The sequence below is a fragment of the Pseudonocardia sp. D17 genome (assembly GCF_036984265.1).
Taxonomy (GTDB): domain Bacteria; phylum Actinomycetota; class Actinomycetes; order Mycobacteriales; family Pseudonocardiaceae; genus Pseudonocardia; species Pseudonocardia benzenivorans.
In genome coordinates this window covers 18210-34532 of record NZ_BPRG01000140.1, presented here as the reverse complement: position 1 = coordinate 34532, position 16323 = coordinate 18210, and the positions used below count along the sequence as shown (strand labels likewise).

Here is a 16323-nt window from a genome sequence, read left to right as displayed (position 1 = left end):
GAGCAACTGGAAGGTGCCGCGCATGACGCCCCCGCACAACTACCTGGCCGTGATCAAGGTCGTCGGTATCGGTGGCGGCGGCGTGAACGCCGTCAACCGCATGATCGAGGTCGGTCTCAAGGGCGTCGAGTTCGTCGCCGTGAACACCGACGCCCAGGCGCTGCTGATGTCCGACGCGGACGTCAAGCTCGACATCGGCCGGGAGCTGACCCGCGGCCTGGGCGCGGGGGCCAACCCGGAGGTGGGCCGCAAGGCCGCCGAGGACCACCGCGAGGAGATCGAGGAGGTCCTCAAGGGGGCCGACATGGTCTTCGTGACGGCGGGCGAGGGCGGCGGCACCGGCACCGGTGGCGCGCCCGTCATCGCCTCGATTGCGCGCAAGCTCGGGGCGCTGACGATCGGCGTCGTGACCCGTCCGTTCACCTTCGAGGGCAAGCGTCGCGCCGGGCAGGCCGAGGACGGCATCCAGCAGCTCCGCAACGAGTGCGACACCCTCATCGTCATCCCGAACGACCGGCTGCTGCAGCTCGGCGACGTGGGCGTCTCGCTCATGGACGCCTTCCGCTCCGCCGACGAGGTGCTGCTCTCCGGTGTCCAGGGCATCACCAACCTGATCACCACGCCCGGCCTCATCAACCTCGACTTCGCCGACGTCAAGAGCGTGATGTCGGGGGCGGGCAGTGCGTTGATGGGCATCGGCTCGTCGCGTGGCGAGGGTCGCGCGGTGCAGGCCGCGAGCTCGGCGATCAACTCGCCGCTGCTGGAGGCCTCGATGGACGGCGCGCAGGGCGTCCTGCTGTCGATCGCGGGTGGGTCCGACCTCGGGCTCTTCGAGATCAACGAGGCCGCCTCGCTCGTCCAGGAGGCCGCGCACCCCGAGGCCAACATCATCTTCGGGACGGTCATCGACGACTCGCTCGGCGACGAGGTCCGCGTCACCGTGATCGCGGCCGGCTTCGAGGGCGGCACGCCCGCGCACAAGAAGCTGGAGCCGGGCGCCTACCGGGCGGAGGGCTCGTCGACGGCCGCCGCCCCGGGTGCACCGGCGCCTGCGGCGCCGACGCCGCAGGTGCAGAGCCCGCCGGCCCAGAACCTGTCGGCCCAGAACCTGTCGGCCCAGCACCCGTCGGGACAGCACCCGCCGAGCGCGCCGTCGAGCCCGTTGTCGACGCCTCCGTCGACGATCTCGGCCCCCGCGACCCCGCCGGCCGCCGTGACCCAGGCGCCCGCCCACGGCCTGGGACACAACCAGGCCGGGACGCTGCCGCCTGCCGCGCCGGTCCCGTCGCAGTCGGCGCCGTCGCACGTGCCGCCCGCCCCGCGGACGCCCGACGCCGGGCGCAGCGAGCCGGCGATGAGCACGCTGCCCGGATCGTCCGCGGCACCTGCGGGATCGGCGGTGCCGGTGTCGGACAACGACTTCGACGACCTCGACGACGACGTGGACGTCCCGCCGTTCATGCGTCGCTGAGGTCCGTGCGACGCTGAACGCGTGCGCGTTCGCAGGGTCGTGACGACCCGCGCCGGCGGTCGCTCCACCGGCGCCTTCACCAGCTTCAACCTGTCCCGCGGGGTCGGCGACGACCCCGCGGCCGTCGGGGCCAACCGTGCCCGGCTCGCCCGCGAGCTGGGGCTGGCCCGCGTGGTCTTCCTCGAACAGGTGCACGGCACCCGGGTCGCGACGGTGGGCGCCGACGCCTCCGCCACCGGTCGCGAGGACATGCCCGGGACCGACGCCTCCGTCACCGCCGAGCCGCGGGTGGGGCTCGCGGTGCTCGCGGCCGACTGCGTGCCGGTACTGCTCGCCGACCCGAAGGCCGGGGTGGTGGGCGCCGCCCACGCCGGACGCGTCGGTGCGGCGGCGGGGATCGTCCCGGCGACCCTGCAGGCGATGACGGCGCTCGGCGCGCACGTCGAGGACGTCGACGTCCTGCTCGGCCCCGCCGTCTGCGGCGGCTGTTACGAGGTGCCGGCCGCGATGCGCGACGAGGTCGGTGCCGCCCTGCCCGGCAGCGGGGGACGCACGCGCCGGGGGACGCCGGGTCTCGACATCCGCGCCGGGCTGCACCGGCAGCTGCGTGCGCTCGGCGTGCACGGCGTGGGCGTCGACCCCCGCTGCACGATGGAGGACCCCGACCTCTACAGCCACCGCCGCGAGCAGCGCACCGGCCGGCAGGCAGGTGTCGTCTGGCTCGACCCGTCCGACCGCTGACGCCCGTCCCGCCGCACCCACCCCGAGCGCAACCCGAGTGCTCGCCCGCGGCCCTCGGGTGTCGACGGTGAGGTTGCGCCCGGGGGGTCGAGCGCAACCTGAGCGCTCTCCCGCGGCGGGGTGCCGACGGTGAGGTTGCGCCCGGGGGCGGGGGGCAACGTCACGGCTGTCCTGCAGCCTCGCGCCCACGGCGGAGTCGCCGTCGCCGAGGTCGCTGGGCGCAACCCTGTGGTCGTCCGTCGTACGTGCGCCGACGATGGGGTGTGACCCGTCCCGGTGGCAGGGTGGGGCCGCGGCGGGAGTCGGGGATGATCGGGACACCCCGGAGGCGGGGGCGGGAACGAGGGGAGGAGCCACGGTGGACGATCGCCGCGAGGAGCTGGCGCGTCGGCTCGCGCAGGTGCGGGAGCGCATCGCCTCGGCGTGCGCCGCCGCCGGACGCGACCCCGGCGAGGTGGCGATGCTGGCGGTCACCAAGACGATCCCGGCACGCGACGTCGTGCTGTTGCACGGCCTCGGCCTGCGCGACTTCGGCGAGAACCGCGCACAGGAGGCGGCGGCCAAGGTCGTGGAGGTCGCCGAGCTGCTCGGGAACCCGCCGGCCGGCGCGGCGCCGCGCTGGTACTTCGTCGGCGGACTGCAACGGAACAAGGCGCGGCTGGTGGCCCCGTGGGTGACACGCGTCGAGTCGGTCGACTCGGCCCGGCTCGCCGACGCGCTCGACGCGCAGGCCCGCCGCGCGGCGGACGACGGCGAGCGCGACGGTCCCCTCCCGGTGCTGCTGCAGTACAGCGTGGACGGCGACCCCGGCCGCGGGGGAGTCGCGCGCGACGGGCTGCTCACGCTCGCGTCGCACGTCGCGGGGTGTGCGGGACTGCGGCTCGACGGGTTGATGGCCGTGGCGCCGCTGCACGCCGACCCCGAGGAGGCCTTCGCCGACGTCGCCGCCGCAGCGGAGGTGCTGCGCGCCGAGCACCCTGCGGCGACGGTCCTGTCGGCGGGCATGTCCGGTGACCTCGACGTGGCGATCCGTCACGGATCGACGTGTGTGCGTGTCGGAACGGCTCTTGTGGGGGAACGGCGGCTAGCCTCGCGGTGATCGCCGGTCGCGGGGCGGCCGTCGGTTCGCGGGCGACGACGAGGGGACTGCGACATGGGCGGCGCGATGTACCGGCTCAAGGCCTACTTCGGAATGGTGCCCGCCGACGAGATGACCGATTTCGTCGACGAGCCGGCCTACGCGTCGCCGCGCCGTCGTGAGGAACGCTGGGACGACACCGCGGACCGCTACGACGAGATCGACGAGTCCTACCAGAGTCCCGCGCCCCCGGCGTCGGTCGGCGAGGCGTGGGAGCGCCGCCCCGGCCGCCCCGGCGGCATGGAGCGCACCCCGCGTGACACTCGTCCCACCCGCGAGCCGGTGCGCGCCGTCGGCACCGCCGGTGCGGGCTCGGCCGGTCTCGGCACGGGCAGCGTCCGCGGCGCGCTCGCCGTCGACTCGGACCCGGTCCTGCGCGAGCCGGTCCTGCGCGAGCCCGCCCGCGAGCCGGTCGGCCTGCGCGAGGTCCGTCCGCACGAGCGTGCGGCCGTCCCGGAGCAGCGCGACCGCGGTGCGGCGGCCTTGTCGCGCATCACGACCCTGCAGCCTCGTAGCTACAAGGAGGCGCGCACGATCGGCGAGCGCTACCGCGACGGCCAGCCCGTGATCATGAACCTCACCGAGCTCGACGCGGCGTCGGCGAAGCGCCTCGTCGACTTCGCCGCGGGCCTCGCATTCGCGCTGCGCGGTTCCATCGACAAGGTGACCAACCGCGTCTTCCTGCTCACACCCGCGGACGTCGAGGTGTCCGCCGACGACGCCCGCAGGCTCGCAGAACGTGAGCTGTTCCGCCAGGATTGAGCCGTGCCCGACGCCGTTCGCCTCGTTCTGTACTACGTCCTGTTCGTCTTCTGGTTGCTGCTGACCGCGCGCATCGTGGTCGAGCTCGTGCACGCCTTCGCACGCAAGTGGAGGCCTGCCGGGCAGAGCGCCATCGCCCTCGAAGCGATCTTCACCGTGACCGATCCGCCCGTGAAGTTGTTGCGGAGAGTGATCCCCACGGTCCGGATCGGGGGAGTGGGACTGGACCTCTCGATTATGGTTCTGCTCCTGGCAGTGTTCATACTGATGGACGTTGTCAGGCCGGAGTGAGCCCCAGTCACCCGGTTTGCCGCCGAGGACTGCATGAGGTGATCCGATGCCGCTGACGCCCGCCGACGTTCACAACGTCGCGTTCAGCAAGCCCCCTATTGGTAAGAGGGGGTACAACGAGGACGAGGTCGACGCGTTCCTCGACCTGGTCGAGGCCGAGCTCGCCCGGCTGATCGAGGAGAACGACGACCTGCGCGAGCAGGTGTCCCAGATGGAGTCCCAGCTCGGCAGCGCCCAGGCCGACCTGGAGGAGGCGCGTTCGCGCCCCCAGCCCGCTCTCGCGCCCCCGACGGCCCAGATCCAGCGGCCGGTCGAGCCCCCGCGTCCGGTGGAGCCCCCGCGCTCGCTGTCGGCCCCCGCGCCGCAGCTGGCCGACGGTGGCGACATGGGCGGCGGTGACCACCACGTCCAGGCGGCGAAGGTCCTGGGTCTCGCCCAGGAGATGGCCGACCGGCTCACCGCGGAGGCCAAGAACGAGGCCGACTCGATGCTGGCCGACGCCCGGACCAAGTCCGAGCAGCTGCTGTCGGACGCCCGGACCAAGTCCGACGGCCTGGTGAACGACGCCCGCGCCCGCGCCGAGACGATGCTCAACGACGCGCGCACCCGGGCCGAGACGCTCGAGCGGCAGTCGCGTGAGAAGGCTGCGACGCTGGTCAGCGACGCCGAGCGCAAGCAGACGGAGATCATCGGCACCATCCAGCGTGACAAGTCGGTGCTGGAGAAGAAGATCGACGAGCTGCGCACCTTCGAGCGCGAGTACCGCACCCGGCTCAAGACCTACCTCGAATCGCAGCTGCGCGACCTCGAGGGCCGTGGCTCGGCCGCGCCGGCCGACGGCCGCTCCGCGTCCAACGGTGGCTACGCCGCCAGCGGATACGGGCAGCGGGCCGACGCCGGTAGCTGACGACCCGCTGAACGGTCCCCGGACGGTGGGCGGTGCCTCGGCATCGCCCACCTGGGAGTGAATAGTGCTGCTGCTCGTCCTGATCCTCGTCCTGATCGCGTTCGCCCTGCTCGTCGTCGCCCTGTTGACGGGCAGCGTCCTCTGGGCGTGGGTGTCCGTGGCCGTCAGCGCGGGCGCCGCAGTGGTGCTGCTCGTCGACTGGCTGCGCGGACGACGGGCCGCACGCACCGGTCCCGTGGCCGGTCAGGGCGACGCCGCGGGTGCTGCGGCGGGGCCCACCCCGCCCTCGTTCGAGGGTTCGGACGCCGCCACGCAGGTGCTGCCGGTGGTCGGGCCGGCAGGGTCCGCTCCGCCGCCCGTGCCGCCGAGCGGTCGTCCCGCCGGTGACGGCGGGTCGACGGCCCTGCTGCCGTCGGGCCAACCGTCCGGCTCAGGCGGGCGACCGCCCGGCGCTGACGGCGGGTTCACTCCATCGAGCGGAAAATCGTCACCCAGCGTAGTCGGCTCGGGTCCGGGTTTCCCGCCCGGGTCGGGCCAGGAGACCGCGGTCGTCCCGGCCGCGGGCCACGGTCCCGGCGGCGGTGCCGATGCCGGGTCGCGCCCGCCTGCCGAGGCGGATCGCGGACCCGGGACCGGTGCCGGGCCGAAGGGTCCCGGTGGGTCCGCGGCGGTTGCCACGGGTGCGGCCGACGCCGCGGCTGCGGGCTCCGCCGGGAACGCGGCACCGACGCAACCCAGGGACGGCTCGGGCACCTCGGCCCCGGCCGCTCCCGGGGCGGCCGTCGACGGTCCGACCGTGGCCGTCCCTGCCGCGGCGGCCGCCGCGGCCCGGTCCGCCGCTGTGTCCGGACCGGCCGAGGACGAGCAACGTGCTGCCGGCCGGACCTCGGGTGAGCCGGGCGCGGACACCACGGACCCGTCGGGGAGAGGCTCGGCGGGCGAGCGCCCGACCGGGACGAGCTCGGCCGACCAGGGTCCCGCGGGCAGCGGCGCCGCGCGCGACGGAACCGCCGGCGCCGGGACCGAGGACACGGGTCCGGCGGACCCGCGCGCCACGGGGAAGGCGAACACGGGCGGGGTCGGCGCGGACCAGGGCGCCGCGGGATCGCCCGTCGCCGGTGGCGGCGGATCGGCTGTGGCCGCCACGACCGCCCTCGCGGGGCAGGCCGTGGGCAACCCTGCCCAGGGGCGCGGCTCGGCCGCCGAGGCGACCACCGTCGTCGGCGGGCCCGCGGGGCAGCAGCCCACCACGCAGGCCGGTAGCCGGCCGCCCCACAACCAGGCCGGCAGTCAGGCGGCCGGTAACCAGCCCGGCAGTCAGGCGGCCGGCAGTCAGCCCGGCAGCCAGGTGGCCGGTAACCAGTCCGGCAGTCAGGCGGCCGGCAGCCAGCCCGCCGGCAACCAGCCCGGCAGTCAGGCGGCCGGCGGCACCCAGCCGCTCGGCGCTGAGGCTCAGGGCGGTCAGGGTCCCGGGGGACAGGTCGGTGCCGGTCAGCCGCCGGCCGAGCAGCCCCGTGCCGAGACGTTCGCCGCGGACGCCGGAGAGCCCCCGGAGGAGCAGCCGGACAATGCGGTCGCGGCCCAGGTGGCGACGTTGGAGGACGAGGTCGTCGTGGTCGACGAGCAGCCCCGCTTCCACGTCACCGGCTGCCGGACGCTCGGCGGGCAGGCACTGATCCCGCTGCCGGTGCGCGAGGCCGTCGAGCTCGGGTTCACCCCGTGCGGTGTGTGCAGCCCGAGCCGGACCATCGCGGCCCGCCACCACGCCGAGGTCCGCTGACCGGTACCCGCACCGTCGGGAGGACCGCGCCGGGGGACGGGACCGCGGAATATTCGCGGGCCGGGGCACGCTACCCTGGCAGTACACGCACGACTCACTACACGCACGACTCACTCGCACGACCAGCGGCGTCGATCCGGCCATCACCGGGGAGCCTCCGGAAGAAACGGGTACCGCGCAGCAACGCGCGGCCCGGAGTAGAACCGGACGGGTGCGGCCCGTCACAGCCGTCGAACGAGAGGCCACGCGGTCGCCGGTACCACGGCGGCCACGAGGCAAGCGGGGTGGTACCGCGGCGCCCGGTGACGGGCCGTCGTCCCCGTGCAGGCAGATCCACGAGCCGCACGAGGAGCCCCACCACGATGGCCGACCGACCCGCGTCCGCGCCGAACGATCCCGCGCCGAACGATCCCGCGCCGAACGATCCCGCGCCGAACGATCCCGCGCCGGGCGATCCCGCGCCGAACCACCCCGCGCCGGACGACCGGGAGACGGGTTACCCCGCGGTCCCGGCGCACCCGTCGTTCCCCGCGCTCGAGCGTGAGGTCCTCGACTTCTGGGCAGCCGACGACACGTTCCGCGCATCGGTCGAGGCCCGGCCCGCGGGGGAGAACGGCAGCAACGAGTTCGTCTTCTACGACGGCCCGCCCTTCGCCAACGGCCTGCCGCACTACGGCCACCTGCTCACCGGCTACGTCAAGGACGTCGTCCCCCGCTACCAGACGATGCGTGGCAAGCACGTCGAGCGCCGGTTCGGCTGGGACACCCACGGCCTGCCCGCCGAGACCGAGGCGGAGCGGCAGCTGGGGCTCAAGGGCAAGTCCGACATCGACGCGATGGGTGTCGCCGAGTTCAACGCGGCCTGCAAGGAGTCGGTGCTGCGCTACACCGACGAGTGGCGCGAGTACGTCACCCGCCAGGCCCGCTGGGTCGACTTCGACAACGACTACAAGACGCTCGACCTGTCCTACATGGAGAGCGTCATGTGGGCGTTCAAGACCTTGTACGACAAGGGTTACGTCTACCAGGGCTTCCGCGTCCTCTGGTACTGCTGGCACGACGGCACCCCGCTGTCGGCGTCGGAGACCAAGATGGACGACGCCTACCAGGACCGGCAGGACCCTGCCGTCACCGTCGGGCTGCGGCTGACCGCGCCGGGAACGGACCTCGACGGCGCGCTCGCCCTGATCTGGACGACGACGCCGTGGACGCTGCCGTCGAACCTCGCGATGGCGGTCAACCCGGAGGTCGAGTACGCGCTGGTCGCCGCGAAGGGGGAGAAGTGGCTGCTGGCCGCGGCCAGGGTCGGCGCCTACGCCCGCGAGCTGGGTGAGGAGCCCGAGGTGCTGCGGACGCTGAGCGGCGCCGAGCTCGTCGGGACGGGCTACACGCCGCCGTTCGACTTCTTCGTCGGCCGTCCGAACGCCCACCGGATCCTGGCCGCCGACTACGTCACCACCGACGACGGCACCGGCGTCGTGCACATCGCGCCGGCCTTCGGTGAGGAGGACAAGGTCGTCACCGACGCGGCGGGCATCGACGTCGTCGTCCCCGTCGACGGCGCCGGGAAGTTCGACGCGACCGTGCCGCCCTACCAGGGCATGCAGGTCTTCGACGCGAACCCGCACATCATCGACGACCTCAAGAACGGGGCCCCGTACGTCCACGGTGTGCTGCTGCGCCGCGAGACCTACGACCACGCCTACCCGCACTGCTGGCGCTGCGGGAACCCGCTGATCCAGCGGGCCGTCGACTCCTGGTTCGTGCGGGTCACGGCGTTCCGCGACCGGATGGTCGAGCTCAACGAGCAGATCACCTGGGTGCCCTCGCACGTGCGTGACGGCCAGTTCGGCAAGTGGCTGGAGAACGCGATCGACTGGTCGATCTCGCGCACCCGCTACTGGGGCAGCCCGATCCCCGTGTGGATGTCCGACGACCCGGCCTATCCGCGGGTCGACGTGTACGGCTCGCTCGACGAGCTGGAGCGCGACTTCGGCGTGCGCCCGACCGACCTGCACCGCCCCTTCATCGACCAGCTGACGCGTCCCAACCCGGACGACCCGACGGGCCGCTCGACGATGCGCCGGGTGCCGGAGGTGCTCGACTGCTGGTTCGAGTCGGGCTCGATGCCGTACGCGCAGGTGCACTACCCGTTCGAGAACGCGGACTGGTTCGAGCACCACTACCCGGGCGACTTCATCGTCGAGTACAACGGCCAGACCCGCGGCTGGTTCTACACGCTGCACGTGCTGGCCACGGCGCTGTTCGACCGGCCGTCGTTCAGCTCGTGCGTGGCGCACGGGATCGTGCTGGGCGACGACGGCACGAAGATGTCGAAGTCGCGACGCAACTACCCCGACGTCAACGAGGTCTTCGAGCGCGACGGCTCCGACGCCATGCGCTGGTTCCTCATGGCGAGCCCGATCCTGCGCGGCGGGAACCTGGTCGTCACCGAGCAGGGCATCCGCGAGGGCGTGCGTCAGGCGTTGCTGCCGCTGTGGAACACCTGGTACTTCCTGTCGCTCTACGCGGGGGCGGCCGGGCGCCGGGGCGTCACGCGCACCGACTCCACCCACGTCCTCGACCGGTACGTGCTGGCCAAGACCGCGGAGCTGGTCGACGGGGTGACCGACGCGCTCGACGTCTACGACATCGCCGGGGCGTGCGAGCAGGTCCGCGACCACGCGGAGGTGCTCACCAACTGGTATGTGCGCCGCTCGCGGCAGCGCTTCTGGGACGGCGACCCTGCGGTCAACACAGACGCGATCGACACCCTGCACACCGTGCTGGAGGTGACCGCCCGTGTGGCGGCGCCGCTGCTTCCGCTGGCGATGGAACGCGTGTGGCAGGGGCTCACCGGCGGCCGGTCGGTGCACCTGGCCGACTGGCCCGCCCGCGACGAGCTCCCGCACGACGCGGCGCTGGTCACGGCGATGGACCGGGTGCGACAGGTGGCGTCGTCGGCGTCGTCGCTGCGCAAGGCGCGCAACAAGCGGGTCCGGCTGCCGCTGGCCCGGCTGACCGTCGCGGCTGCCGACGCCGAGACGCTCGCCCCGTTCGCCGACATCCTGCGCGACGAGGTGAACGTCAAGGACGTCACGCTGACGACCGACGTCGCGACCTACGGGCGGTTCGAGCTGGCCGTCAACGCGCGTGCCTGCGGGCCGCGCCTCGGCGGCGACACCCAGAAGGTCATCAAGGCCGTCAAGGCGGGGGAGTGGACCGCCGAGCCCGACGGCACGGTCACCGCGGGCGGCATCCAGCTGCTCCCGGGTGAGTTCACCGAGAAGCTCGTCGCCGCCGACCCGGCGGAGACCGCGGCCCTGCCCGGCAACACCGGGCTCGTCGTCCTCGACACCGCGGTGACCCCGGAGCTCGCGGCCGAGGGCGCGGCACGCGATGTCGTGCGCGTCGTGCAGCAGGCCCGGCGCGACGCGGGCCTCGACGTCTCCGACCGCATCGTGCTGACGATCGGCGGCGACGACGAGGTGCTCGCCGCCGTCGGCGCCCACGAGGCGTTCGTCGCGGGCGAGGTGCTGGCGACGTCGGTCGTGCACGCCGAGCCGGCCGAGCCGACGCTCGTCGGGACGGCGGCGGCGGCCGCGGACGGCACGGGCTCGCACCGGGTCGCGGTGCACGTGGCCCGAGCCTGACGCTTCCCTCACGCAGGAACGGCACTTTCCCGCAACCCCGTTGCGGGAAAGTGCCGTTCCTGCATTCCGGAAACCGTGGAGCACACCTCGCGGCGAACGACGCTCGTCACGAGGACGATGCGGGCCCAGTCGCGACGGAAGAAGACGATCAGCCCGACGGCGGTGGCGACCGGTCGACGCCGGTGTCCGGGGCGGGGGCTCAGGCGGCGCCGCGGCGGCGTTCGCGTCGGATCTCCAGCGCGAGCGGCACCAGCGACACGACGACGACGAGCGCGACGACCGGCAGCAGGTAGGCGTCGATCCCGGGCACGCTCGCGCCGAGGGCGTACCCGGCCAGCACGAGCCCGACGGTCCATGCGAGGCCGCCGACCACCTGCCACGTCGTGAAGGTGGCCAGGGGCGTGTGCAGGGCGCCGGCGACGGGGTTGAGCACCGTCCGCACGACGGGCACGAACCGCGCGAGCACGACGGCCTTGGCCGGCCCGTAGCGGTCGAACATCTCCTGCGCGCGGCGCATCCCGGCCTGCACCCTGGGCCGCGTCGTCCGGGTGCGGAGCGCACGCCCTGCGCGCCGGCCGATCAGGTAGCCGGTCTGGGCCCCCGACAGCGCGCCGGCCGCTGCCGCGACCAGCACCCACGGCAGGCTCAGCTGCACGCCGCCGTCGGTTGCGCACAGCAGGCCGGCGGTGAACAGCAGGGAGTCGCCGGGCAGGAAGAAGCCGACGAGCAGACCGGTCTCGGCGAAGAGCACGACCAGGATCCCCAGCGTGCCGAACGACGACAGCAGGTCGTGGGCGCTCAACGGGTTCAGCGCGAGGACGTGGGTCACGTGGTCTCCGGGGTCGGCGGTGCGCCGCGTCGGGGCGGCCGTCGTCGACGGTAGGAACCCGCGCCCTCCGGTCCGGCCAGCGGCGGGCAAACGTTCGGTAAGGACCCCGCGGGACGTCCCCCGCGGCACGGGCAGGTGGGACGCTCGGCGGCGTGATCGGGATCGGATGGCCCCTTGCCGTCGCGCTCGTCGCCCTGGTCGCGGTGGCCGTGGGCGCGAGCCTTCTCGGCCATGTCGGGACGGCGCGGCAGAGCGCCGTCGCGGCGGTCCGGGCGGTGCTGCAGCTGGGCGTCGTGTCGCTGGTGATCCTCGCCGTCGTCCGCTCGTGGTGGACGACCGCGGCGTTCATGCTGCTCATGCTGGGGGTGGCGACCTGGACGTCGGCGCGGCGGTTGACGCCCGACCGCGGCGGCCTCGCCGTGGGCGCCGCGATCCTGGCCGGCGCGCTGCCGGTACTCGCCGTCGTGCTCGGGTCGGGCGCGGTGCCGCTGACCGGGATCGCGGTCGTGCCGATCACGGGGATCGTCGTCGGCGGTGCGATGTCGGCGGCGTCGCTGGCCGGGCGCCGGGCGCTCGACGGGCTGGCCACGCGGCACGGCGAGTACGAGGCGGCACTGTCGCTGGGCTTCGGGGTGCGCGACGCGGCCATGATCGTGGTGCGGCCGTCGGGTGCCGAGGCGCTCGTCCCCGCGCTCGACCAGACCCGCACCGTCGGTCTGGTGACCCTGCCGGGCGCGTTCGTGGGCGTGTTGCTGGGCGGCGGCAGTCCCGTCGCGGCGGGCGCGGCGCAGGTCCTGGTGCTGGTCGGGCTCCTGGCGGCGGAGACGATCGCCGTCGTCGTGACGGTCGAGCTCGTGGCGCGCGACGTGATCCGCCGCGTCCGACCGGCGACGGCGGACCGTCCGGGTCGGCGACGGGGGTCACACCCGCGCCGTCCCGGATTGCGCCGTAGGGTGACGCGGTGATCGACGCGGCCCGGCGATGGCACGACCTGCAGTCGGGCCGGGGGATCCCGCCGGAGATCCTCGCGCAGGCGTCGGCGAGCCCGTGGACGCACGAGCCGCGCGACTTCGCCGCCCCCGACGAGCCGGCCGACACCCCGTCGCGCGTGTCGGCGCTGGCGCTGCTCGGCGACTCCGGGACCGTCCTCGACGTCGGCTGCGGCGGCGGAGCGGCGGCGTTCGCGCTGGTCGGCCCGCTCAAGGCGGTCACCGGCGTCGACCATCAGCCGGACATGCTCGAGATCTTCGCCGAGGGCGCACGGCGGCGCGGGATCCCGTACACGACCGTCGCCGGGCGCTGGCCCGACGTCGCCGACCAGGCCGGTCGCGCCGACGTGGTCGTGTCGCACCACGTGCTGCACAACGTGGTGGACATGCCGCCGTTCGTCGAGGCGCTGACGGCGGCCGCGCGCACGGGCGTCGTCGTCGAGATGTTCGACGAGCACCCGATGGCCTGGCTCGATCCGCTGTGGCTGCGCTTCCACGGCCTGCGCAGGCCCGAGCCGGCCCGCACCGACGACGCCGTCGCGGTGCTCGCCGAGCTCGGGATCGCGCCGGACGTCGCCCGCTGGGAGCGGGAGAACCCGCCGCGCCAGGATCCGGAGTGGGTGACCCGGCGGCTGTGCCTGCCCCCCGAGCGGGTCGGCGAGGTGGCCGACGCCCTCGCCGGGCTGCCCCCGCGGCCCCGGCACGCCGCGACGCTCACCTGGCGCAGCTGAACGCGCTCAGCCAGGGCGGACCGTCACGTCGCCGTGGTCCGACGTCACCGACAGTGTCGCCGTCGCGGCCGGGTCGGGCGGCAGCAGCACCCGGCTGCGGCCCGAGGGCGAGTCGGCGACGACGCGGTAGCTGCTCCCGGCCGGCACCGCGACGTCGACGTCCCCGCTGCGGCTGGTGACGGTCACGCCGCTCGGTGCCGTCGCCGACGCGAGTGTGACGTCACCCGTCGTCGTCTGGACCAGCACCGACGGCGACCGCAGCCCGGTCCCGACGACGTCGCCGGACACGGTGTGCACGCTGAGGTCGCCGGCAAGGCCGGTGAACGTCGCGTCGCCCGCGCCGAGCTGGACGGCCACGCGGCCGGTGAGGTCGCGCGCGACGACGTCACCGCCACCCGAGCGGACCGTGACGGCCATGGTCGCCGGCAGCGCGATCGTGTAGGTGACCTGGCAGAAGTCACCGGCGAAGCCCTGGCAGTCGGCGTCGAGCACGAGCCCGGCGGGCCCGTCGTGGGCCTGGAGGTCGGGGGTGGTCAGGCCGTGCCGGGCCTGCGTCCTGACGTGCACGAGGCCGTCGGCGCTCGGGACGAGCGACACGTCGCCGGAGGGCGTCGTGACCGCCAGGCTCGGCGAGGTGGGCGCGTAGGTGGTGTCCGTGGTCGTCGTCGCGTGCACAGCGGTGCTCAGCAGCTGCAGGACCCCGCCCACCGCCGCGACCAGCACGACCAGCACGGCGACGACCACCAGCACCGGGTGCGGGCGCGCGGGCGGGCGGGGCGCGCCGGGGTCCGCGGACGCGGCGGCGGTCGGGACGGTCGGGGTGGACATCAGCTCTCCAGGTAGCGCAGCACCGCGAGCACGCGGCGGTGGTCGGTCGGGACGGCGGGCAGCGCGAACTTCGTGAAGATGCCGCTGACGTGCTTCTCGACGGCGCCGTCGGACACCACGAGCGCCTCGGCGATGCCGCTGTTGGAACGCCCCTCGGCCATGAGCGAGAGGACGTCGCGTTCGCGTGGGGTGAGCTCGGCGAGCGGCGCGGTGCGCCGGGACCGGGTGAGGATCTGGGAGACGACCTCCGGGTCGAGCGCGGTGCCGCCGCCGCGGACCCGGTGCAGCGCCTCCACGAAGCTCTCGACGTCGGCGACCCGGTCCTTGAGCAGGTACCCGACGCCGTGGGTGTCGCCGGCGAGCAGGTCGGTGGCGTAGCGCTCCTCGACGTACTGCGAGAGCACGAGGACCGCCACCGACGGCCAGCGGGCCCGGATGACGAGCGCGGCGCGCAGGCCCTCGTCGGAGTGGGTCGGGGGCATCCGCACGTCGGCGACGACGACGTCGGGCTGGTCGTCGCCGACGGTGCGCAGCAACGACTCCGCGTCACCGACCGCGGCGACGACGTCGAACCCGGCCTCGGTGAGCAGCCGCTCCAGCCCCTCGCGCAGCAGCACCGAGTCCTCGGCGATGACGACGCGCGGCGCGTCCTGCAGGCCCGGCGACACGGTCACAGGGGCCGGCCCGGCAGCTCGACGGTCAGCACGGTGGGCCCGCCCACGGGGGAGTCGACCGACAGCTGGCCGTCAACGCCCGACACCCGGTCGGCGAGCCCGCGCAGCCCGGTCCCGTGGGCGGGGTCGGCGCCGCCGCGGCCGTCGTCGGTCACGGTGATCCACAGCGTCCGGTCCGACTCGACGACGGTGACGGTCGCGCGCGCGGCCCCGGCGTGCTTGGCGACGTTGGTCAGCGCCTCGGAGACCACGAAGTAGCCGATCGCCTCGACGGCGGGTGCCGGTCGCACCGGCACGTCGACGGTCAGGTCCACCGGCACCGGGCAGCGCGCGGCCAGGGCGGGCAGGGCGGCGTCGAGACCGCGGTCGGAGAGCACCGGCGGGTGCAGTCCGCGGATCAGCCCGCGCAGCTCCACGACGGCGTCCTTGGCCTGCTGATGGGCCTCGTCGAGCAGGTCGCCGATGCCGTCGGGCTCGGTGCGGTAGCGCGCCTTGGCCCGGCCCAGCGTCATGGCCAGCGACACCAGGTGCTGCTGGGTACCGTCGTGCAGGTCGCGTTCGATGCGGCGGCGTTCGGCCTCCACCGAGTCGACGACGCGGGCGCGGCTGCGCTCGAGCTCCCCGACCCGCGCGGCCAGCGCCCCGGGGACCGGCCCGAGCAGCGCCCGGGCGACCGCGACGTCGAGGGCCACCAGCGCGCGCACGACGGCGGGCGTCACGAGCAGCAGGATCAGCCCGAGCCCGGCGAGCAGCCCGCGGACCGTGCCGGAGGCCAGCGGAATGCCGAACAGGTGGGCGTCGGGGTTCCCGGACATCAGGACCGCCACCGGCAGCACGAGCAGCGTCGCGCCGAAGGCCAGCAGCCCGTAGACGATCCCCGAGGTGAGCATGCCGAGCGGTGCCGCCAGCACCTGGTGGGCCGTCCGCCGCTGCACCCCGGGATCGCGCAGCAGCACACCCGCGTAGCGCAGCGGGTTGCGGTGTGCGGGCGGCATCGGCTGCGGGTCGATGACGACCCCGAGCAGCAGCCGGTAGCGGGCCCGCTCGATCGCGCCGAGCCCGGCGCCGACCCAGGCCGTGAGCAACCAGACCGGCACCCCGAGCAGCGCGAACGGCAGCAGCAGGACCGACCAGAACAGCCCGGCCAGCAGGAGGAAGCAGGTCGCGGCCCCGATGAACGCGTCGAGCAGCAGGTGGGCCGCGCCGAGCCAGGTCGCCGGGGAGGCGAACGCCCGCAGCGGGTCGGCCGGGGACGGCCGGGCGCCGCCTGCGGCCCGCGCCGATGGGGGGACAGCCGTGGACATGCGACGAACCTATTGATCCACGGTGCCGCGGCACCATCCGGAAGGTTCCCGGTCCCACCCGGGGGACAACCCCCGGTCGCCCGTCAAGCACCGACCCGCGACCGGCGCTGCGCCGGAGGACGCACGAGGTCGCGCCGGCCCCGACGCGCGCAACCTGACGGTCGTGGGGCGTCGGGTTCGGAGCGGTGAGGTTGCGGCCGGGTCTTCGGGCGCAACCTCGCGGTC

Annotated in this window: 14 protein-coding genes; 10 read left to right on the top strand and 4 right to left on the bottom strand. The window is 74.4% G+C overall.

What is annotated here, in order from left to right; genetic code table 11:
- The first annotated feature begins 22 nt into the window (after positions 1–22).
- The 8 genes from ftsZ to ileS all read left to right on the top strand — a co-directional run bounded on the left by ftsZ (position 23) and on the right by ileS (position 10743).
- A complete protein-coding gene (ftsZ, locus tag PSD17_RS21515; protein WP_339124292.1) occupies positions 23–1471 on the top strand; it encodes a cell division protein FtsZ in 1449 nt (482 codons plus the stop codon).
- Positions 1472–1492: 21 nt separating this feature from the next.
- The gene (gene pgeF, locus PSD17_RS21510; protein ID WP_339124291.1) at positions 1493–2212 is read left to right on the top strand and encodes a peptidoglycan editing factor PgeF; all 720 of its coding nucleotides are present in this window, start codon (positions 1493–1495) and stop codon (positions 2210–2212) included.
- Positions 2213–2570: 358 nt separating this feature from the next.
- On the top strand, positions 2571–3311 hold the full coding sequence (locus PSD17_RS21505; protein WP_013674935.1) for a YggS family pyridoxal phosphate-dependent enzyme: 741 nt from the start codon (positions 2571–2573) through the stop codon (positions 3309–3311).
- A gap of 54 nt (positions 3312–3365) precedes the next feature.
- Positions 3366–4112 (top strand): cell division protein SepF, encoded by a 747-nt coding sequence (locus PSD17_RS21500; protein ID WP_013674936.1) that lies wholly within the window; start codon positions 3366–3368, stop codon positions 4110–4112.
- Between the two features lie 3 nt (positions 4113–4115).
- Positions 4116–4403, top strand: a complete 288-nt coding sequence (locus PSD17_RS21495; protein ID WP_013674937.1) for a YggT family protein — start codon at positions 4116–4118, stop codon at positions 4401–4403.
- 46 nt (positions 4404–4449) lie between these two features.
- Entirely contained in the window at positions 4450–5310 is an 861-nt protein-coding gene (wag31, locus tag PSD17_RS21490) for a DivIVA-like cell division protein Wag31 (protein ID WP_013674938.1), read from the top strand.
- Positions 5311–5374: 64 nt separating this feature from the next.
- The gene (locus tag PSD17_RS21485; protein WP_339124289.1) at positions 5375–7090 is read left to right on the top strand and encodes a hypothetical protein; all 1716 of its coding nucleotides are present in this window, start codon (positions 5375–5377) and stop codon (positions 7088–7090) included.
- A 362-nt stretch (positions 7091–7452) separates the two neighbouring features.
- The gene (gene ileS, locus PSD17_RS21480; protein ID WP_013674940.1) at positions 7453–10743 is read left to right on the top strand and encodes an isoleucine--tRNA ligase; all 3291 of its coding nucleotides are present in this window, start codon (positions 7453–7455) and stop codon (positions 10741–10743) included.
- Between the two features lie 199 nt (positions 10744–10942).
- On the opposite strand, the gene PSD17_RS21475 is transcribed toward ileS, so the two are convergent.
- Positions 10943–11572 carry a DedA family protein gene (locus PSD17_RS21475; protein WP_013674941.1) on the bottom strand — a complete coding sequence of 210 codons (630 nt, stop codon included), beginning with the start codon at positions 11570–11572 and terminating at the stop codon, positions 10943–10945.
- A 152-nt stretch (positions 11573–11724) separates the two neighbouring features.
- Between PSD17_RS21475 and PSD17_RS21470 the strand changes: the two genes are divergently transcribed.
- Complete coding sequence (locus PSD17_RS21470; protein ID WP_013674942.1) at positions 11725–12537, top strand: ABC transporter permease; 813 nt, start codon at positions 11725–11727, stop codon at positions 12535–12537.
- On the top strand, positions 12534–13292 hold the full coding sequence (locus tag PSD17_RS21465) for a class I SAM-dependent methyltransferase (RefSeq protein WP_339124288.1): 759 nt from the start codon (positions 12534–12536) through the stop codon (positions 13290–13292). The genes PSD17_RS21470 and PSD17_RS21465 overlap by 4 nt, the downstream gene beginning before the upstream one ends.
- A 6-nt stretch (positions 13293–13298) precedes the next feature.
- Here PSD17_RS21465 and PSD17_RS21460 read toward each other — a convergent pair whose 3' ends face one another.
- Genes PSD17_RS21460 through PSD17_RS21450 form a run of 3 tightly spaced genes read right to left on the bottom strand, consistent with a single transcriptional unit; the run spans position 13299 to position 16098 of the window.
- Positions 13299–14120 (bottom strand): DUF4097 family beta strand repeat-containing protein, encoded by an 822-nt coding sequence (locus tag PSD17_RS21460; protein WP_339124287.1) that lies wholly within the window; start codon positions 14118–14120, stop codon positions 13299–13301.
- The gene (locus PSD17_RS21455) at positions 14120–14794 is read right to left on the bottom strand and encodes a response regulator (RefSeq protein WP_013674945.1); all 675 of its coding nucleotides are present in this window, start codon (positions 14792–14794) and stop codon (positions 14120–14122) included. The genes PSD17_RS21460 and PSD17_RS21455 overlap by 1 nt, the downstream gene beginning before the upstream one ends.
- The gene (locus PSD17_RS21450; RefSeq protein ID WP_339124286.1) at positions 14791–16098 is read right to left on the bottom strand and encodes a sensor histidine kinase; all 1308 of its coding nucleotides are present in this window, start codon (positions 16096–16098) and stop codon (positions 14791–14793) included. Before PSD17_RS21450 ends, PSD17_RS21455 begins: the two co-directional genes overlap by 4 nt.
- Between the last annotated feature and the right edge of the window lie 225 nt (positions 16099–16323).

Coding starts and splice junctions, on each gene's coding strand:
- ftsZ (WP_339124292.1), top strand. CDS start 23: ATGACGCCCCCGCACAACTACCTGGCCGTGATCAAGGTCGTCGGTATC.
- PSD17_RS21500 (WP_013674936.1), top strand. CDS start 3,366: ATGGGCGGCGCGATGTACCGGCTCAAGGCCTACTTCGGAATGGTGCCC.
- wag31 (WP_013674938.1), top strand. CDS start 4,450: ATGCCGCTGACGCCCGCCGACGTTCACAACGTCGCGTTCAGCAAGCCC.
- ileS (WP_013674940.1), top strand. CDS start 7,453: ATGGCCGACCGACCCGCGTCCGCGCCGAACGATCCCGCGCCGAACGAT.
- PSD17_RS21460 (WP_339124287.1), bottom strand. CDS start 14,120: ATGTCCACCCCGACCGTCCCGACCGCCGCCGCGTCCGCGGACCCCGGC.
- PSD17_RS21450 (WP_339124286.1), bottom strand. CDS start 16,098: ATGTCCACGGCTGTCCCCCCATCGGCGCGGGCCGCAGGCGGCGCCCGG.